General features: G+C 69.9%; 13 protein-coding genes. 8 read left to right on the top strand and 5 right to left on the bottom strand.

Translation table 11 applies throughout. The features are described 5' to 3' along the window. Nucleotides 1-3 precede the first annotated feature (3 nt). The 3 genes from G6N64_RS09290 to G6N64_RS09280 all read left to right on the top strand — a co-directional run bounded on the left by G6N64_RS09290 (nt 4) and on the right by G6N64_RS09280 (nt 3,525). On the top strand, nt 4-957 hold the full coding sequence (locus G6N64_RS09290; protein WP_163796632.1) for a glutamate ABC transporter substrate-binding protein: 954 nt from the start codon (nt 4-6) through the stop codon (nt 955-957). Then, entirely contained in the window at nt 957-3,215 is a 2,259-nt protein-coding gene (locus G6N64_RS09285) for a serine/threonine-protein kinase PknG (protein WP_163796631.1), read from the top strand. Before G6N64_RS09290 ends, G6N64_RS09285 begins: the two co-directional genes overlap by 1 nt. Before the next feature lie 67 nt (nt 3,216-3,282). Next, nucleotides 3,283-3,525, top strand: coding sequence for a long chain fatty acid-CoA synthetase (locus G6N64_RS09280; RefSeq protein ID WP_246231064.1), 243 nt, complete (start codon nt 3,283-3,285; stop codon nt 3,523-3,525). A 79-nt stretch (nt 3,526-3,604) separates the two neighbouring features. Here the strand turns inward: G6N64_RS09280 and G6N64_RS09275 are convergent, their stop codons facing one another. The 3 genes from G6N64_RS09275 to pta form a co-directional block, all read right to left on the bottom strand. Continuing rightward, nucleotides 3,605-4,468, bottom strand: a complete 864-nt coding sequence (locus tag G6N64_RS09275) for an endonuclease domain-containing protein (RefSeq protein ID WP_163796630.1) — start codon at nt 4,466-4,468, stop codon at nt 3,605-3,607. A gap of 94 nt (nt 4,469-4,562) precedes the next feature. After that, nucleotides 4,563-5,693 carry an acetate kinase gene (locus G6N64_RS09270; RefSeq protein WP_163796629.1) on the bottom strand — a complete coding sequence of 377 codons (1,131 nt, stop codon included), beginning with the start codon at nt 5,691-5,693 and terminating at the stop codon, nt 4,563-4,565. Beyond that, nucleotides 5,690-7,786 carry a phosphate acetyltransferase gene (gene pta, locus G6N64_RS09265; RefSeq protein WP_246231063.1) on the bottom strand — a complete coding sequence of 699 codons (2,097 nt, stop codon included), beginning with the start codon at nt 7,784-7,786 and terminating at the stop codon, nt 5,690-5,692. The genes G6N64_RS09270 and pta overlap by 4 nt, the downstream gene beginning before the upstream one ends. A gap of 126 nt (nt 7,787-7,912) precedes the next feature. Here pta and G6N64_RS09260 point away from each other — a divergent pair, with 126 nt between their 5' ends. Continuing rightward, nucleotides 7,913-9,832 carry a cellulose biosynthesis cyclic di-GMP-binding regulatory protein BcsB gene (locus tag G6N64_RS09260; RefSeq protein WP_246231062.1) on the top strand — a complete coding sequence of 640 codons (1,920 nt, stop codon included), beginning with the start codon at nt 7,913-7,915 and terminating at the stop codon, nt 9,830-9,832. Nucleotides 9,833-9,844: 12 nt separating this feature from the next. On the opposite strand, the gene G6N64_RS09255 is transcribed toward G6N64_RS09260, so the two are convergent. Next, nucleotides 9,845-10,822, bottom strand: coding sequence for an endonuclease/exonuclease/phosphatase family protein (locus G6N64_RS09255; RefSeq protein ID WP_308206591.1), 978 nt, complete (start codon nt 10,820-10,822; stop codon nt 9,845-9,847). Nucleotides 10,823-11,012: 190 nt separating this feature from the next. Here G6N64_RS09255 and G6N64_RS09250 point away from each other — a divergent pair, with 190 nt between their 5' ends. The 4 genes from G6N64_RS09250 to G6N64_RS09235 are packed head-to-tail and all read left to right on the top strand — an operon-like array spanning nt 11,013 to nt 17,517. Then, nucleotides 11,013-12,479, top strand: coding sequence for a hypothetical protein (locus G6N64_RS09250; protein ID WP_163796627.1), 1,467 nt, complete (start codon nt 11,013-11,015; stop codon nt 12,477-12,479). Next, nucleotides 12,472-13,899: a glycosyltransferase family 2 protein gene (locus tag G6N64_RS09245; protein ID WP_246231061.1), complete on the top strand. Its 1,428-nt coding sequence runs from the start codon at nt 12,472-12,474 to the stop codon at nt 13,897-13,899. Before G6N64_RS09250 ends, G6N64_RS09245 begins: the two co-directional genes overlap by 8 nt. Further along, nucleotides 13,896-15,848 carry a hypothetical protein gene (locus G6N64_RS09240; protein ID WP_163796626.1) on the top strand — a complete coding sequence of 651 codons (1,953 nt, stop codon included), beginning with the start codon at nt 13,896-13,898 and terminating at the stop codon, nt 15,846-15,848. The genes G6N64_RS09245 and G6N64_RS09240 overlap by 4 nt, the downstream gene beginning before the upstream one ends. Next, nucleotides 15,835-17,517 (top strand): ArnT family glycosyltransferase, encoded by a 1,683-nt coding sequence (locus G6N64_RS09235; RefSeq protein WP_246231060.1) that lies wholly within the window; start codon nt 15,835-15,837, stop codon nt 17,515-17,517. Before G6N64_RS09240 ends, G6N64_RS09235 begins: the two co-directional genes overlap by 14 nt. On the opposite strand, the gene fgd is transcribed toward G6N64_RS09235, so the two are convergent. After that, nucleotides 17,514-18,524 (bottom strand): glucose-6-phosphate dehydrogenase (coenzyme-F420), encoded by a 1,011-nt coding sequence (gene fgd / locus G6N64_RS09230; protein ID WP_163796625.1) that lies wholly within the window; start codon nt 18,522-18,524, stop codon nt 17,514-17,516. The genes G6N64_RS09235 and fgd overlap by 4 nt on opposite strands. Nucleotides 18,525-18,567: the final 43 nt, after the last annotated feature.

The raw sequence follows: 18,567 nt of genomic DNA, 5'->3' as shown, positions 1-18,567 counted from the left end.
GCGATGCGCAGGGTGCTCGCCGTCCTCGCCACCGCGGTCCTGCTGGCCGGGTGCAGCGAGTCCGCGCCCGCGATCAATACGCCGAGCGTCACCCTCGCCCCGCCGACCCCGGCGGGCATGGAGGAGGCGCCGCCGGAACCCCCTCAGGTGCCGGTCGCCGACGAGGACGACTGCACCGCCAGCCTGCGCCCGTTCCCCACCACGTCGCAGGCCGAGGACGCGGTGCAGAACATCCGCAACCGCGGCAGGCTCATCGTCGGCCTCGACATCGGCAGCAACCTGTTCAGCTTCCGCGACCCGATCACCGGCGAGATCACCGGCTTCGACGTCGACATCGCCGGCGAGGTGGCCCGCGACATCTTCGACACGCCCTCACAGGTGGAGTACCGCATCCTGTCGTCCGCCGACCGGATCACCGCGCTGCAGAACAACCAGGTCGACATCGTCGTGAAGACCATGAGCATCACGTGCGCCCGCAAGGAACTCGTCAACTTCTCGACCGAGTACCTGTCGGCCAACCAGCGCATCCTGGCGCCGCGCGACTCACCGATCGCCGAGGCCTCCGACCTCTCCGGCAAGCGGGTCTGCGCGGTGAAGGGCACCACGTCGCTGCAACGCGTCCGGCAGATCAACCCGCCGCCCATGGTGGTCGAGGTCGTCACGTGGGCAGACTGCCTGGTCGCACTGCAGCAGCGACAGGTGGACGCCGTCAGCACCGACGACACGATCCTGGCCGGCCTCGTCGCCCAGGACCCGTACCTGCACATCGTCGGGACGAGCATGAACTCGGAGCCGTACGGCATCGGCATCAGCAAGGACAACGACGACCTGGTGCGCTTCGTCAACGGGACGCTCCAGCGGATTCGAAACGACGGCACGTGGAACACGCTGTACCGCAAGTGGCTGTCGGTGCTGGGACCTGCGCCGTCGCCCCCCGTGGCGAGGTACGAGCGCTGATGGCGGACGACGTGAACGACGTGGAAGACGACGATTACCCCGGCACCCAACCCGCCGACGTGATGGCCTTCGACTCGCTCGCCACCATGCGGCCGATGGCGACCCAGGCCGTGTTCCGGCCCGACTTCGACGACTCGACCGGCAGCGAACGCGCCACCACCGTCGAGACCGAGCCGCGCGACCAGACGATCGCGATGACGCGGCGGTGGTCGCCGTATCGGCGCCTCGGTGGCGGCCTCGTCGAGGTACCGCGCGTCCGGGCGCGCGACCCGCTCGCCGCCCTGATGAAGAACCCGGTGGTCGCCGAGGCCAAGCGGTTCTGCTGGAACTGCGGCAAGCCCGTCGGCCGCTCCACCTCCGACGGCGCCGCGCTGTCGGAGGGCTGGTGCCCGCACTGCGGCAGTCCGTACTCCTTCCTGCCGCAACTGGCGCCGGGCGACATGGTGATCGACCAGTACGAGATCAAGGGCTGCATCGCCCACGGCGGGCTCGGCTGGATCTACCTGGCGTTCGACACGAACGTGAACGACCGCCCCGTCGTGCTGAAGGGTCTGGTGCACTCCGGGGACGCCGAGGCTCAGGCGATCGCGATGGCCGAGCGGCAGTTCCTCGCCGAGGTCACCCACCCGGCGATCGTCAAGATCTTCAACTTCGTCGAGCACGACGACAAGCACGGCGACCCCGTCGGCTACATCGTGATGGAGTACGTCGGCGGCACGTCGCTCAAGCAGGTCAAGGGCAAGAAGCTGCCCGTGTCCCAGGCGATCGGCTACATGCTCGAGATCCTGCCGGCCCTGGGCTTCCTGCACACCAGCGGTCTGGTCTACAACGACCTCAAGCCCGAGAACATCATGGTCACCGAGGAGCAGCTCAAGCTGATCGACCTGGGCGCGGTGTCCCGGATCAACTCCTACGGATTCCTCTACGGCACACCGGGATACCAGGCCCCCGAGATCGTGCGGACCGGCCCGACGATCGCCACCGACATCTACACCGTGGGCCGCACCCTGGCGTCGTTGACGTTGGAACTGAAGACCCGCAACGGCCGTTACGTCGACGGGCTGCCCGCCGACGATCCCGTTCTGACGCAATACGATTCGTTCCACCGGCTGCTCCGCCGTGCCATCGACCCCGATCCGCGGCGCCGCTTCGCCAGCGCCGAGGAGATGTCCAGCCAGCTCCTCGGCGTGCTGCGCGAAGTCGTGGCCAGGGACTCCGGGGTGCCGCGCCCGGGCCTGTCGCAGACGTTCAGCCCGTCGCGGTCGACGTTCGGCGTGGACCTCCTCGTCGCCCACACCGACGTCTACCTCGACGGCCAGGTGCACTCCGAGAAGCTGACGGCGCAGGAGATCGTGCGGGCGCTGCCGGTGCCCATGGTGGACCCCGCCGACGTCGGCGCGACGGTACTGTCGGCGACGCTGCTGAGCCAGCCCGTGCAGACGCTGGACTCGCTGCGGGCGGCCCGGCACGGCGCGCTCGAGTCGGAGGGCATCGACCTCTCCGAGTCGGTCGAGTTGCCGCTGATGGAGGTGCGGGCACTGCTCGACCTCGGCGACGTCGCCAAGGCCAACCGCAAGCTCGACGACCTCGCCGAGCGAGTGGGCTGGCGCTGGCGCACCACGTGGTTCCGCGGCGTGGCGCAACTGCTGTCGGCCGACTACGACGCCGCGATGAAGCACTTCTCCGAGGTCCTCGACACGCTCCCCGGCGAACTCGCGCCCAAGCTCGCGCTGGCCGCGACGGCCGAACTGTCGGGCAACTCCGACGAGCGGTCGTTCTACCGGACCGTGTGGTGCACCGACAACGGCGTCATCTCGGCCGGCTTCGGACTGGCCCGTGCGCAGTCGTCGGCCGGCGAGCGCGACGCCGCCGTCAAGACCCTCGACCAGGTGCCGCCCACCTCGCGGCACTTCACCACCGCCCGCCTGACGAGCGCGGTGACGCTGCTGTCGGGACGATCCGGCAGCGAGGTCACCGAGCAGCAGATCCGCGACGCCGCCCGCCGCGTCGAGGCCCTCCCCGACACCGAACCCCGCGTGCTGCAGATCAGGGCGCTGGTGCTCGGCACCGCGATGGACTGGCTGGTCGACAACACGGCCAGCACCAACCACATCCTTGGCTTCCCGTTCACCGACCATGGGTTGCAACTCGGCGTCGAGGCGTCACTGCGCGGACTGGCCCGGCTGGCACCCTCGCAGGCGCACCGCTACGCGCTGGTGGACCTCGCCAACAGCGTGCGCCCACTGAGCACGTTCTGATTTGGCGGCCCCGCTCGGGGGGCTGTATCTTTGCGCGCGGCCCGATTCCAAGATCAGGAAGCACCTCATGCGCGCGAACGTCGCCCACCGCACCCGCACCGTCCGGCACCGCACCCTCCGCCCGATGGCAGGACAGCTGTTCGAGGTGACCGTGACCCGCGACGGCGGCCTGTTCGAGGTCGCCATCCCCGAGATCGGCGCCGTGCTGCACGTCGTGCGACGCGCCGATGCCGAGGCCACCGCGCGTGAGTGCATCGCCGTCCGCACGGGCATCCCGATCGGCTTCGTCGCGGTCTGGGTCCGCGACTAGCGTTTAGCCTTGCGCCGACTGTGTGGCTCGTGAATGCAAACGTCGAGTGAGGGCGTTCAGAACCCGCACAGTCAACGAGTCAGATCGGGCACCCTGCCCTACGTAGCTTCTCGAGGACGCGCGTGACGATGACGTCGGGCCGGTTCATCAACTCGGAGCCCACTCGCACGACCGTCCACTTCCGCGACTCCAGCATCGCGATGCGGTCGATGTCCCACGATCGCTGTCTACGGTCCGCCCAGTGCTGCACCCCGTCGTACTCCACCGCGACCTTCCACTCCCGCCACCCCATGTCGACGCGAATGCGGACCCTGCCGTAGCGGTCGCGGAACTCGATCTGCGTCTCGGGCCTCGGGAGGCCGGCGCGGACGAGGAGCAGTCGCAGCGCGGTCTCCCTGGGCGACTCGGCGCCACCGTCCACCTGCCCGATGGCGCTGCGCAGAATCCGAACCCCGCGCGCACCGGGATGCCGGTCGGCGAGCGTCAGGACGTCCGCCCCGTCGAGTCGGGTGGCGTTGGCGAGCGCATCGAGGTGAACGATCCCCTGGTCGCCGCCGATCCTGCGACCGACGTCGAATGCCGTGCGCTCCGGCGTGGTCAGACGGATGCCGTCGACCACGCAGCACTCGTCCGACTCGAGCGTCGACGAGCGGCACAGGATGCCCGAAGGGCCATGACGATCAGCACGATTGAGCTCGGCGGGCAGGCCGGCATCGATCCACTTCGCGCCGTGGATGGCGGCGGCCGACAGGCCCGTCATCACGCAGTCGCCGTCGGCCCACAGCCAGGCTGCCCGCGCACGGGTCAGCGCCGTGACGGGCACGCGCTTCGCCACGTAGGCGTTGCGATAGACCGCGCGGAAGTCCTTCTGCAGGCGACGGGCGGTGACGTCGCCGCGGCGCACCGCTTCTCGTCCGAGAAAGGGCCAGTCGTCGCGTTCCATGACCGCGACGCTCGACCGGACGGCTGACGTCGAACGGCCGTGGACGGGTCGTGCGAGGACGCACTGTGCACGAATCCCGCACTGGGGATGGTCTCTAGCCGATCACCGACGCGCACGCCCTGGCGATCGCCAGCTCCTCGTCGGTCGGGATGACGAGGACCGTGATCGGCGACGAGTCCGACGAGATGCGCCGCGGACCACGCTCGGGTCCGTCGTTGCGGTCGTCGTCGAGTTCGATGCCCAGCGTCAAGAGGCCGCTGAGCGCGTCGCGCCGCACGATCGCGTCGTTCTCCCCCACGCCCGCGGTGAACGTGATGACGTCGGTGCGGCCCAGCAGCGCGAGGTAGGCGCCGACGTACTTGCGCAGCCGGTGCAAGTAGACGTCGTAGGCCAGCTTGGCGTCGGCGTCACCGGCGTCGACGCGGGCGTGCAGTTCCCGGAAGTCCGTCTCCCCACCCAGTCCCCGCACACCGGAACGCTTGTTGAGCATGGTCTCGATCTCGTCGACCGACATGCCCGCCTCACGCCAGAGGTACACCAGCACACCGGGATCGACGTCACCCGACCGCGTACCCATGACCAGGCCCTCCATCGGGGTCAGTCCCATCGACGTGTCGAGCGGGCGCCCGCCCGCGATCGCCGACGCCGACGCCCCGTTGCCGAGGTGCAGCACGATCTGGTTGAGCGACTCCAGCGGCGCCTCCAGGAACTCGGCGGCCTGCTCGCTGACGTACTGATGCGACGTGCCGTGGAAGCCGTAGCGGCGCACGTGCCACCGCTCGGCGACGTCGCGGTCGATGGCGTAGTGCGCGGCCGCCGCGGGCAGGTCGTGGAAGAACGCGGTGTCGAAGACGGCGACGTGTGGTAGGTCGGGCAGCACCTTGCGGGCCACCTCGATGCCGAGCAGCGCCGGCGGGTTGTGCAGCGGGGCCAGCGCCGAGAGTTCCCGCACCCTGGCGATCAGCGCGTCGTCCACGACGGTGGGCTGGTAGAGATCCGGCCCGCCGTGTACGACGCGGTGCCCGACGGCAACCAGGTCGCCGTAGTCGGCGATCTGGTCGAATGCCGCGCGCAGGGCCGCCTCGTGATCGGGCGGGCCGCCGGCGTCACCGATGCGCTCGACGACGCCGTCGGCGATCTGACGACCCGAATCCGGTTCCACCACTGCGTACTTCAGGGACGACGACCCGCAGTTGAGCACCAGCACCGTGCGGTCGGCGCTCACAGTGCCTGCGCCTGGATCGCCGTGATCGCGACGGTGTTGACGATGTCCTCCACCAGCGCTCCTCGCGACAGGTCGTTGACCGGTTTGTTCAGTCCCTGCAGGACCGGGCCGATCGCAATGGCGCCTGCGCTGCGCTGCACGGCCTTGTAGGTGTTGTTGCCGGTGTTGAGGTCGGGGAAGATCAGCACGGTCGCCCGGCCGGCCACCTTGGAGTCCGGCATCTTCGTCGCCGCCACCGAGGGTTCCACGGCGGCGTCGTACTGGATGGGCCCCTCGACCATCAGGTCCGGCTCTCGCTCGCGGACGAGTTCGGTTGCGGCTCTGACTTTCTCGACGTCGACACCGGTACCCGACGTGCCGGTGGAGTAGGACAGCATCGCCACCCTCGGCTCGATGTCGAACTGGCTCGCCGTACGCGCCGACGAGATCGCGATGTCCGCCAGCTGCTCCGCCGTGGGATCCGGGACGATCGCGCAGTCGCCATAGGCGAGCACCTCGTCGGCCAGGCACATCAGGAAGATGCTCGACACCGTGGACACGTCGGGCAGCGTCTTGATGATCTCGAACGCCGGCCGGACGGTGTGCGCGGTGGTGTGCCGGGCGCCCGACACCATGCCGTCGACCATGTCGTTGTGCACCAGCATGGTGCCGAAGTACGAGACGTCGTGGATGGTCTCCCGGGCCTGCTCGACCGTGACGCCCTTGTGCTTGCGCAGCTCCGCGTACTGCTCGGCGAACTGGTCGCCCAGGTCGCTGGTCCTCGGGTCGATGACCGTGGCATCGGAGAGGTCGACGCCCAGTTCGGCTGCCCTGGCGCGTACCGCGGGCTCGTCGCCGAGGATCGTCAGGTCGGCCACCGCACGCTTGAGCAGGCGGCCCGCCGCCTTGAGGATCCGGTCGTCCTCGCCCTCGGGCAGCACGATCCGCTTCCGGTTCGCGCGGGCGCGGTCGAGCAGCTGGTAGGTGAACATCTGCGGCGTGACGACCGACGGTCCCGCGATCGACAGCGCCCTGATCAGATCCGCGGTGTCGACGTGGGACTCGATGAGTTGGATGGCGGTGTCCACCTTGCGCTGTGACCGGGTCGTGACACGGCCCCTGGTCTGCGCCACCGCGCGGGCGGCGTCGTAGGTGCCGAGTTCGGTCGTGACGATCGGCAACCGCAGCCGGAGCCCCTCGACCAGCGCGGCGATCGACGGATGCAGGGGCAGACCGCCGTTGAGGATGATGCCGGACAGCGACGGAAAACCCTCGGCGGCATGCGCACTGGCGATGGCCAGGACGACGTCGGACCGGTCGCCGGGGGTGATCACCGCCATGCCCTCGGTGAGCCGCTCGACGACGTGCTCGGCGGTCATGCCCGCGACGAGGACGCCGAGCGCCTCCCGCTCGAGCAGGTCGTCGTCCCCACTGATGACCGTGCCGTGCACGGCGTCGCGCAATTCGGCGACCGACGGCGCGATCAGCAGCGGCTCCTCCGGCAGCACGTAACACTTCACCCCGTCCGACTCGATCCGCTTGAGCGCGTCGGCCACCTCGGCGAGTTCATCTGGGGTGCAACGGTTCGCGACCACGGCAGCCGTGTGCGCGTGCTGGCCGGCGATCTCGGAGAGGCACAGCTCGACGACGTGCGCGACCTCGTCGGGCGTCCGGTCGGCGGCCCGCACGGTGAGGACGATCGGCGCGCCGAGATTCACCGCGATGCGGGCGTTGACGCTCAGTTCGCTGGGCGAGGCGACGTCGGTGTAGTCGCTGCCCACGATGAGGACGGCGTCGCACCGCTCGGCCACCTGGTGGTAGCGGTCGACGATGTCACCGAGCGCGGTGTCGGGGTCGTCGTGCAACTGCTGGTAGCTCACCCCCACGCAGTCCTCGTAGTCGAGGCCCGCGGTGGTGTGCGCCAGCAGTAGCTCGAGGATGTAGTCGCGCTCCTCGCCCATGCGCGTGATCGGCCGGAACACGCCGACCTTGGCGATCGTCGCGGCGAGCCGGTGCAGGATGCCCAGCGCGACGGTCGACTTGCCGGTGTCGCCCTCGGGGGCCGCGACGTAGATGGACGTGCTGCTGGATTGCTTGCCGGGACCGTCAGCCACGACCACAGCCTTCCGCATCGCGTCCGATCCGGCCACACCCTCCCCCCGGACTCGGCGAAGTCCCGGTTGACACCACCCCCGGCGGGTTACCGTACGAGTTCGCCGGCAAACCGCACGAGGAGAACGATGAGCAGACTCTTCCCGCGACTGTTCCACCTCGTCATCGCCTCGGCCGTCGTCGCCGTCCTCGCGTCACCCGCGGCGCCGAGCGCGCGAGCGGAGCCCGCCGTGTCCCCCGCGATCGGCTGGGCCCAACTCGGGCTGTCGGACAGTCTCGAGGTCACCGGAAACAACGAGCCGACCCAGGTCGAAATGCCGGTACCGCAGGGGGTTTCGCCCACCGTCCTGACCGGGACGATCGGTGCGTCCACTCGCGTGGCCGGCCGCGTCGACGTGCTCGACGGCCGGGGCGTGGTGCTCGCGAGCACGCCGATTCCACTCGACGTGCCGTCGGCACCGTTCGTCGTGGACGTGGCGGCCGCCGAGGTGGTGGCGGGTGTCGCGACGTTGACGTTCGTCATCCGCGACGTCGACGACATCGGCACGGAACGGTGCCGGCAACCTCCGTCGGTGACGTTGAGCCAGCTCGCCACGACGTACTCCGGGCCCACGCCGAACCCGCGGACGGTCGCCGACTTCCTGCCCGGCTACCTCGACCGCGTCACCATCTCGATCGGCGAGACCCCCACCCGCGAACAGCAACAGGCCGCGCTGGTCCTGGTGGCCGAACTCACCCGTCTCTACCGGCCGATGCCGATCAGGGTCGACGTCTCCACCGGCGCCGCCGCGCCGCTCGGCGACGGCGCCGGCACGCAGCGCACCATCGCGATCGTCGAGGGCGACCGTGCCGGGCTGACCGTCGACGACCCCGACACCCCGGCGGCGGTGTTGACCATCTCCGGCCGGGGAGAGGAACTGCTGCGGCAGGTGGACCTGTTCACCGACCGGCGATTCGACCTCGCGCAGTCCTCGTCGGCCACGGTGACGTCCCTGGACCGGGGCGCGCCCAGGACCACCGACAGCCTGTCGTTCGCCGACCTGGGCGTGAAGGCGGAGACGTCCGTCCTGGGCGTCACCAACCTGTTCGTCGGCTTCGACGCCTCGGCGTTCGGGTCGGGTCCGATCGACGGTGCGACGGTCCACGTGCTGGCCAGGTACACGCCGGTGACCAACGCCGACGCCTCGCTGCTGATCCGCTCCGGCAGTTCGGTACTCGCCTCGGCCCTGCTGGATCAGTCGGGCGTCGTCGACCTGACCGCCGACGTCCCGGCGAGCGCGATCAGCTCGAACGTGCCGCTGGCACTGGAGGTGCGGTATGCGCCGAGGAGGAGTTGCTCGGACGTGCTCGACCGCATGACGTTCTCGGTCGATCCCGAGTCGCGCGTCACCGTGCGTCCCGCCGACACCGATCGTGGTGGGTTCGCCCTGCTGCCAATGGCGTTCACACCGGAGTTCGACGTGGCCGTCGACGACGTCGAACAGATCGGCTACGTCGCCCAGGCGATCAACCTGATGGCCCAGCAGTCGACGGTGGCACTTCGCCCCAACGTGACGACCCTCGACAGCGCGACGTCGAGCGGATCCGGCCTGCTGGTGGCCGCGCCGGGCGGTGACCTCGCGCGGAGGGGCATGCCCCCGCCGCTGCTGCGGACGAGCGAGGACGCCGTCGACGTCGAGGGCACGCCCGTCACCGGGATCGACCTGAACGGTCCACTGGGCGTCGTCGGGGCGTATCCGAACAACGGCCGCATGGTGCTGGCGATCGACACGTCCGGAGGCACCGGACTGCTGGACCAGACGTTCGACTACGTCCGTGGCCTCGAGGGCCGATGGGCGACGCTGACGGGTGACGTGGTCGCCACCGGCGTCGCCGGTTCGACGGTCGAACTCTCCGTGCGGATGGATCAGCAGACGGCCGCGCCGGCGAGTGCCTCGACCGAGGGCCGGCCCTGGTGGACGTGGGTGGCCGTGGCACTGGCCGCCGCAGCCGTGCTGGCGGTCGCTGCCGCGATCGTGCTCGTCCTCCGACGGCGCGCCCGCGGGTAGGCGTTCACCCCGTCAGCTGACGGTCGGATTCAGCGGGACGTCGACGCCGACGACCAGGCCCATGTGGTCGGAGCCGGGCAGCGGCACCCGCTGCAGCGAGGACGCGCTGCTGAGGCGCACGAGTACGTGATCGATGCCCAGCAGTGGCGGCGGCACCCTGCGCTGGCCGGGGAAGGTCCGGCTCATCCCTGCGCCCGCCTGCTCGGCGGCGTCCCGGTACCCGTTGTCCAACAGGCGGCGGAACGGCAGCATGTCCACCGTCGCGTTCAGATCGCCCGCGACGATCACCGCCCCCGACCCGGCGTCGAGGGCCAGCGTCCGCAGCGTGGCAGGCAACCGCTCGACGTCCCGGCGCCATGCGTCGATCGGCGCGGGCCACGGTGCGGCCAGGTGTACGGCCAGCACCGTCGGGTCGAAGGCCACCCCGGGAACGCGGAGGCGGACCTCGAGCATCGGCATCGCATACCCGTCGACCGGGGCGGACTCGACGATCGGATGACGGCTCCACACACCGATTCCCGATGCGACGTCGCGAGGATCGACGACCCGGTAGGGGAAGTCCCGATCGACGCCGGTCGCGCTCAGACCCGCCTGGGCCTCCGGCGTCATCTCCTGGACCACGAGCACGTCGGCGAGGTCCCTGGCGGTCGCGGCGGTTGCCCGCGCGTCGGCTCGCCCCATGCCGAGATTCGCCGTCATGACCCGGACGGGAGTGGTCTGCGCCTGCCTCGTCTCCGGACCGGTGTACAGCGGGATGCGGACGGCGACCACCACGAGCATGGCGACGACGGCCAGCACCACGGGCACCCAGCGCCGACTCAGCGCGAGCAGGACCACCGCGACGGGGGCCGCCAGCATCAGGTAGGGCGACGCGCTGGTCAGGATGACCATCACGTGGTCGGTCACCGGCAGGTACCGCACGGCGAGACCGAGGCACGCGGCGACGAGAGCACCCGCTCCGAGCACGGTGCCGATCCATCGGAACACCACGCCTGACACCCTGCCTCACCAGCCGTGACGGAATCAATTCGGACCTTCGAAACGCAATGTGACCTAGATCATACTGACGGTTGCGTAAATCCAAGGTTATCGTCCAGATAGTATTTTTTCGCTGGCGTCGATACCGGGTGTTTGCTCAATCGGCTTCACGACCACCCCCCTTCACCGCCAGGAACCAGACATGCCACCTTTCGACGGCGCCGTCATCACGGACGCCACCGCGATCCGTCGCACCTCCGCCCACGAGGCGTCGCCGGTTCACCCGGAACCTCCCCGAACCGGCTCGGGACGGTGGACACGGGTCGCGGCCATCGTCGCCCTGAGCGTCGTCGCCTGCTGGACCGGCTACGAGCACGTCGTCACCGCCGCTCTCGCAGGCTCGCGCACGGCCCACCTCCTGGTGGTCCCACTGCTGGCCGCGCTGATCGCCACGGGCTACCGCTCGGCGCCCCGCGGGGTCCGGGACTCCGAGACGGACGTGATCATCGCGACGCTGTTCGGGATCGTCGGACTGACCGGTCTGCACCTGGTCGGCACCCGCATCCCGACGCTGGCCGGGCTGTGGCAGCTGCACCAGCTCGCGATCGTGGTCTGGCTGGCCTGTGCCGTGGCGGTGCTGTTCAGCGTCCGCCACGCCGTCCGGATGTGGGCACTGTGGCTGTTCGTCCTCTGTTGCGCCACCCCGCTGCCGTTCCTCCTCGCGGCGGCCGGTCTCGGCGGTTCGCGCACCGCCCACGGCCTGCTCACCGCCGCAATGGGGGCCGTCGCCGTGTTCCTGGCGGGGCGCTACGCCACCATCGGACGACGGTCCGTCGCCGCCCTGGGTTGCCTCGTCGTGGCGGCGATCCTCGTGGTGGTCGTCGGCGCCCACCTGCACCCGCTGGCCCTGGTCCTGGTCGTGGGTGGTCTGGTCCCCGCGATCGCCACGCTCGCCCTCTCGCGCCTGTCGGCACCGCACCGGTCACCCGGCGCCGGGCAGCTGCCCGCCCTTCGCTCGCGTCGTTCCCTGATTTCGCTGGGGGTCCTCGCGGCGACGGCGGGGGCGTTGCTGATCGGGACGCCGGCCAGATCGTCGGCCGTCGTCGCGACCGTCGACGGCGACTGGATCGCCGGGGCCGGGCTGGGCGCGCCGACGTCGTTCCCCTTCATCACCCGGCTCCTCGGGCCGGGCGCGACCCTGGAGCGTTACGCCGTCCCCGGGCGCGCCGGCCTCCCCGCGGCCGCCGTCGACGTCATGACGACCTCGGATCCCGCGGCGCTGGACGACGTCGCCGACGCCGTCTGGTACCCGACGGCCCTGCCGCTGGAGTACCGCCCGGCATCGGGCGGCTCGCTTCCTCCCGGTGCGCGCACGATCCACACCAACGCCGACACCGCGACCGACGGTGGCGGACGCGACTGGTACGCGGTGACGTGGACCTGGCGCGCCGGACCGTTGAGCCAGCGCGTCACGGTCATCACGAGCCAGACCATCGGTGGCGACGTGATGCCACCGGCGCCCCGACCACTGACACTGCTCGACACGGCGGTACGGCCGGCCATGTGGCTGATGCGTCAGCAGCCCGACGCCGCCAGCCGCGTCGATCCCCTCGTCCGTCAGCGCGCCGACGAGGTCGTCGGCCGGCTCGTCGGCGCCCACGGTGTCTGACCTCCGGCAGCTGCCCGCACACCTTTCGGCCAGGAGCATCCTGGGCCACGGCGCGCTGCTGAAGATCGGTGTGGGGGCACTCCTCGTCGTCCTCGCGGCGATCCTCTGGCCGCACGTCGTCCCCCCGCTGCTCACCGGGGTCGTGGCGCTGCTCTACCTGGCCTCGACGATCGACCGGAACTACCTACTGCTGCGCGGACTTCGGTCCTCGGCGTTGATCCGCGTCAGCGACGAGGAGGCACTCGCACCGACCGCCGACGAGCTACCGGTCTACACCGTGCTGCTGCCCGTGTACGACGAACCGACGATCGTGACGAACCTGATCAACGGCGTCGGCAGACTCGACTACCCCGTCGACAAACTCGAAGTCCTGCTGCTGGTCGAGGAAGACGACGTCGCCACTCAGACGGCGCTGCTCGGAGCCGACCTGCAGTCGACCCGGATCATCCTGGTGCCGCACAGCCTGCCCAAGACGAAACCCAAGGCGTGCAACTACGGGATGTCGCTACCCGACCTGCGGGGCGAGTTCGTCACCATCTACGACGCCGAGGACGTCCCCGATCCGCTGCAACTCCGCCGCGCCGTCGTGGGTTTCCGGAGCGCGCCGCCCGGGATCGGTTGCCTACAGGCCCGATTGGGCTACTTCAACGAGAGGCAGAACCTGCTGACGCGCTGGTTCTCCCTGGAGTACGACCAGTGGTTCGGCGTCGTGCTGCCCGCCGTCGAGGCGTCGCGGTGCGTGGTCCCCCTCGGCGGGACCTCCAACCACATGCCGACCGCGGTGTGGCGCGAGATCGGCGGCTGGGACGAGTTCAACGTCACCGAGGACGCCGACCTGGGAGTCCGGTTGGCGCGACACGGCTTTCGCACGCTGATCCTGGATTCGACCACGCTCGAGGAGGCCAACTCCGACGTCGTGAACTGGATTCGGCAGCGGTCCCGCTGGTACAAGGGCTACCTGCAGACCATGCTGGTGCACCTGCGGGAGCCCGCGGCGCTGCGCGGCGAGATCGGCGTCAAGGCCACGCTGCGGATGATCAACATGACCGGCGGCGTGCCGCTGACGAGTGCCTTCAACCTCGTCTTCTGGTTCAGCATGCTGGTGTGGGTGCTCGGCCGGCCGGACTTCATCGGCGCACTGTTCCCGCCGCCGACCTACTACGCCTGCCTCGCCCTGTTCCTGATCGGCGCCCCGCTGTCGGTCTTCACCGGTCTGGTGGTCACCCGGTCACTGGGCAAGCCGCACCTCTGGTGGGCCGCCCTGCTCGCACCCCTGTACTGGGTCCTGCAGTCGTTCGCGGCCCTGAAGGCCATCCACCAGTTGATCTTTCGGCCGTTCTTCTGGGAGAAGACGGTGCACGGCCTCGACCACTCCCCCGAACCCCTCGCCCAACGCACTCCACCGGAGGTCACCTCGTGAAATCAGTCTTCAAGGCGCTGGCGGCGCCGCTCGTCGTCGGCACGGTCGCGGCGCTGACGTACACCGCACCCGTCGCGACGGCGGAACCGTCCGCCACGCCGATGTCCGAGTCGGCCGACGCCGGCGTGCCCGGTCCGCCCAGCGTGACACCGCCGCTCACCTGGTCCCAGCTCGGGCTGCCCAACCGGATGGAGCTGATCGGTGCCAACCAGCCGGCCGAAGCCGCCGTGCCGGTACCCGCCGGGGTCGGTCCGACCGTGCTCGTCGGACAGATCGGCTCGGTGGTCAACGTCGTCAACGGTCGCGTCGACGTCCTCGACGGCCGGGGCGTCGTGCTCGGCAGCATCGTCGTACCGGCCGACCTCGCCACCGTGCCCTTCACCGTCGACCTCGCCGCGGCTCAGGTCACCGACGGGAGGGCACCACTGAGATTCGTTCTCCGCGATGCCAATCCGTCCCTGGACAGCTGCTCGCAACCACCGTCGGTCACGTTGGATCAGCTCTCGACGTCCTTCTCCGGGCCGACGCCGGATCCGGTGACGGTGGCCGACTTCCTGCCGGGCTACCTCGATCAGGTGGTCGTCCAGGTCGGCGCCGCACCGACCACGAGCCAGCAGCAGGCCGCACTCGACCTGGTCGCCGAGCTGACCCACCTCTACCGGCCGATGCCGGTGCGGGTCGACATCGCCACCGTCGACGGCGTCCTGCCGCCGACGGGGCTGTCGCGCAGGGTGATCGCGATCCGGGACGGTGGCGACGCCGGGATGGTGGTGGAGAACCCGGGCACCCCGGCCGCCGTGCTGGCGATCAACGGGACGGGTGAGCAACTGGTCCAGCAGGTCGACATGTTCGCCGACCGGCGCTTCGCACTCGCGCAGACCCCCTCCGCCGCTGTGCTCGAGGCCACTCGGGATCGCGCGCAGTCGACCAACATCAAGACGTTCGGCCAGCTGGGCATGACGGGCCAGACGTCGGCCCTGGGCGTGACCACGATGTACGCGGGATTCGACGTCAGCGCGTTCGGGGTGGGTCCCGTCACGAACGCCCAGGTGCACCTCAAGGCGACGTACACGCCCGTCATCGGCGGCGAGGGGTCGGTGCTCATCCGCTCGGGCTCGACGGTGCTGGCGACCCACCGGCTCGACGGTTCCGGCCGGCTCGACCTGACCGGTGACATCCCCGCCGAGTCGATCACGTCCAACGTCGGCATGGCGCTCGAGATCCGCTACGTGCCGCGGCAGGAGTGCGCGCCGATGAACGACCGGATCACGTTCGCCCTCGACCCCTCGTCCACGGTGACCGTGACGCCCGGAATCCGGAACCGGGGCGGCTTCCCGGTCCTGCCCATGGCCTTCACGCCCGACTTCGACGTCGCGATCGACGGCCCCGACGGCATCCGCTTCGCGGGGCAGGCCATCAACCTCATGGGTCAGCAGACCGGCATGACTCTGCGACCGCAGCTCGTGACCTTCGCCGACGCGGCCGCGTCCGGTGCCGGCCTGCTCGCGGTGACCAGTGGGGAGCAGTTGGCCTCGGCCGGCATGAACCCGCCGCTGCTGCCGGGAGCGTCGACGTCAGCCGGTGTCAACGGAAGCCCCGACACGGAGATCGACGTGAACGGTGCGCTCGGCGTCGTGCAGTCCTTCACCCAGAACGGCCGCACGGTCCTGGCGATCTCCGGAACGGGCGACTGGTCACTGGTGGACCGCAGCTTCGACTACATCCGCGGCCTCCCCAACCGCTGGTCGTCGCTGACCGGTGACGTCGTCGCGACGGGACCGGCGGGCCAAGCCGTCAATCTCACCGTCCGCGAGGGCGGCGGAATGCTCAACGAGTACCCCGGTGACGGGTGGAAGTGGTGGGTGTGGGTCAGCGTCGCGCTGGGCGTGATCGTGGTGCTCGGCGCCGGCGTGCTGGTCGTGGTGCGGCGGCGGCGTGTCGGCCACTGATGTGATGGCGCCGGCGGCGACGGCCGTCGGCGCGACGCTCGACGACGTCGCCCCGCCGGTCCGCCGCGGGTGGGGCGTGGCGCTGTTCGCCGCCCTCGCCGCGCTGTACTTCGGCGTCGGCACCCTGCTGGTGTTGCGCTACAACCTGTTCGACCCCGACGCCCCCAGCCGGGTGGCCAATGCCGGCTACGTCGTGTTCAGCCGTCAACCCCACCTGTCGGCCATCGGATTCGTCTGGAACCCCCTGCCGAGCATGGTCGAGATCCCGGTGCTGCAATTCAGTCGCTGGTGGCCCGAACTGAAGACGCACGGTCTGGCCGCCGTGGTGCAGAGTTCGCTCTTCATGGCGGGTGCCGCGCTGATGGTCCGCCGGATCGCCCTCGACCGTGGCGTGGGTGCAGGATGGCGGTGGGTGGCCGTCGGCTGCTTCGCGCTGCAGCCGATGATCGTGGTGTACGGGGCGTCGGGCATGAGCGAGGCCGCCGAGACGTTCTTCCTCGTCTGGACCATCCGCCACCTCGCGCAGTGGATCCGCAGCGACCGGGTGGGCGATCTCGCCTGGGCCGGAATCGCTTTGGGCCTCGGCTATCTCGCACGCTACGAGGTCGTCCCGGCCGCCGTCGGCGTCGCGCTCCTGGTGGCCGCGGTGGCGTTCCGGCGGGCACGCGCCGCCGAACGACTCGACTCGACCATCCTGTGCGTGCTGATCGTCTCGTTCCCGCTCGCGTGCGCCTTCACCATCTGGGCGGTGACCGGCTGGGTGGTGTCCGGCGAGCTGTTCGCGACGCTGTCCTCGCAGTACGGCAACGGCAGCCAGGTGGCGGGGGCGGCCGAGCGAGGCGGACCGTTGGCGGGCGCGGCGTCCGACGACTGGGTGGTGATCGGCGCGCGACTGCTCGGCATGCAACCGTTCGTGGTGATCGCCGCCGCCTGTGCGCTCGCGCTTGCCGTCGTGCGCCGCAACGCCGTCGTGCTGGTCCCGCTCGCCACTTTGGGACCGGTTCTCGCCTTCGCGGCGTGGAGCCAGTACTCGTCTACGACGTTCGGATGGTTCCGCTTCTATCTCCTGGCGATACCGCTGGTCGTGTGCGTCGCGCTGCTCTGCTGGTCACCCGACGCCACGGGTGACGGGGCCCGGCGGCTCGGCGCCGGGCTGCTTACCGCGTCGCTGCTCGTCGGCGCACCGGTCACCGTGTACGCGATGTCCGATCAGCGAATCGGCAACCAGCAGTTGCAGTTCGGGCTCGCGTCCCTGGTCGATCCGCACGGCCGTCCGGCCGGCGAACAGTGGTACCGGCGGCTGATGGTCAACGACCGTTCGCTGGCCGACTACTTCGACCGTCGGAACCTGCCCGACGGATCGGTGCTCATGGACACGTTCAACACCTGGGGCATCTGGCTGTCGTCGGACCGCCCGCGACAATTCGTCATCACGAGCGACTACGACTTCACCGCGGTGATGAACCGGCCGTACGACTTCGGCGTGCGCTACGTCGTAGCGAGCAACCCCGCCATCAGCGACGCCGATGCACTGAACGTGCGCTATCCCAGCCTGTGGAACGACGGCGCCGGGCTCGGCACGCTGGTGCACTCCGTGTTCGGCGCCACCGGCGACGAACGCTTCCGCGTCTACCGGATCACCGGTCGGCCGGTCCCTCCGGCGAGCTAGCCCAGCTTGCGCAGGCGCGGCTCGAGGTCGCGCTGGAACAGCTCGAGGAACCGGCGCTGATCGTGGCCCGGCGCGTGGAACACGAGGTGGTTCAGACCCCAGTCGACGTAGTCCTTGACCTTCTCGACGGCCTCGTCGGGATCGGACGCCACGATCCAGCGCTTGGCGACCTGCTCGATGGGCAGCTCGTCGGCCGCCTTCTCCATCTCGAGCGGATCGTGGATGTTCGTCTTCTGCTCGGAGGTCAGCGACAACGGCGCCCAGAATCGGGTGTTCTCCAGCGCCGCCTCGGGATCGGTGTCGTAGGAGATCTTGATCTCGATCATCCGGTCGATGGCGTCGGGCGCCTTGCCCGCGGCCTCCTCGCCCTCCTTGACCGCGGGAATGAGCTTGTCCTTGTACAGCTCCTCACCCTTGCCGGAGGTGCAGATGAACCCGTCACCCGCGCGGCCGGCGTACTTGGCCACCTGCGGCCCGCCCGCGGCGATGTAGATCGGGATCCCGCCCTCGGGCACGTCGTAGATCGAGGCGCCCTTCGTCTTGTAGTACTCGCCGTCGAAGTCGACCCGGTCGCCGAGCCACAGCTCGCGCATCAGCCGCACCGACTCGCGCAGCCGCGCGTAGCGCTCCTTGAACTCCGGCCACTCCCCCTCGTAGCCGGTGGCGATCTCGTTGAGCGACTCGCCGGTGCCCACGCCGAGGAAGATCCGGTCGGGGTACAGGCAGCCCATCGTCGCGAACGCCTGCGCGATCACCGCGGGGTTGTAGCGGAACGTCGGGGTCAGCACCGAGGTGCCGAGCACCAGCCGCTTGGTCCGCTCGCCGACGGCGGTCATCCAGGCCAGCGAGAACGGCGCGTGGCCGCCCTCGTGACGCCACGGCTGGAAGTGATCACTGACCGTCGCACTGTCCATGCCGTGCGCCTCGGCCTCCACGGCCAGCTCGACGAGCTCACGCGGGGCGAACTGCTCCGCCGACGCCTTGTATCCCAATTTGAGTTCAGCCACGCTTCTTTTCTACTCCTGACGTGACCGGGATATTCCACCCGTC

The organism is Mycolicibacterium sediminis, assembly GCF_010731735.1.
GTDB classification, from domain to species: Bacteria; Actinomycetota; Actinomycetes; order Mycobacteriales; family Mycobacteriaceae; genus Mycobacterium; species Mycobacterium sediminis.
The sequence above is the reverse complement of the archived record's forward strand: the minus strand, read 5'-3'. Positions and strand labels throughout refer to the sequence as shown.

Coding starts and splice junctions, on each gene's coding strand:
- G6N64_RS09290 (WP_163796632.1), top strand. CDS start 4: ATGCGCAGGGTGCTCGCCGTCCTCGCCACCGCGGTCCTGCTGGCCGGG.
- G6N64_RS09285 (WP_163796631.1), top strand. CDS start 957: ATGGCGGACGACGTGAACGACGTGGAAGACGACGATTACCCCGGCACC.
- G6N64_RS09260 (WP_246231062.1), top strand. CDS start 7,913: ATGAGCAGACTCTTCCCGCGACTGTTCCACCTCGTCATCGCCTCGGCC.
- G6N64_RS09280 (WP_246231064.1), top strand. CDS start 3,283: ATGCGCGCGAACGTCGCCCACCGCACCCGCACCGTCCGGCACCGCACC.
- G6N64_RS09250 (WP_163796627.1), top strand. CDS start 11,013: ATGCCACCTTTCGACGGCGCCGTCATCACGGACGCCACCGCGATCCGT.
- G6N64_RS09275 (WP_163796630.1), bottom strand. CDS start 4,468: ATGGAACGCGACGACTGGCCCTTTCTCGGACGAGAAGCGGTGCGCCGC.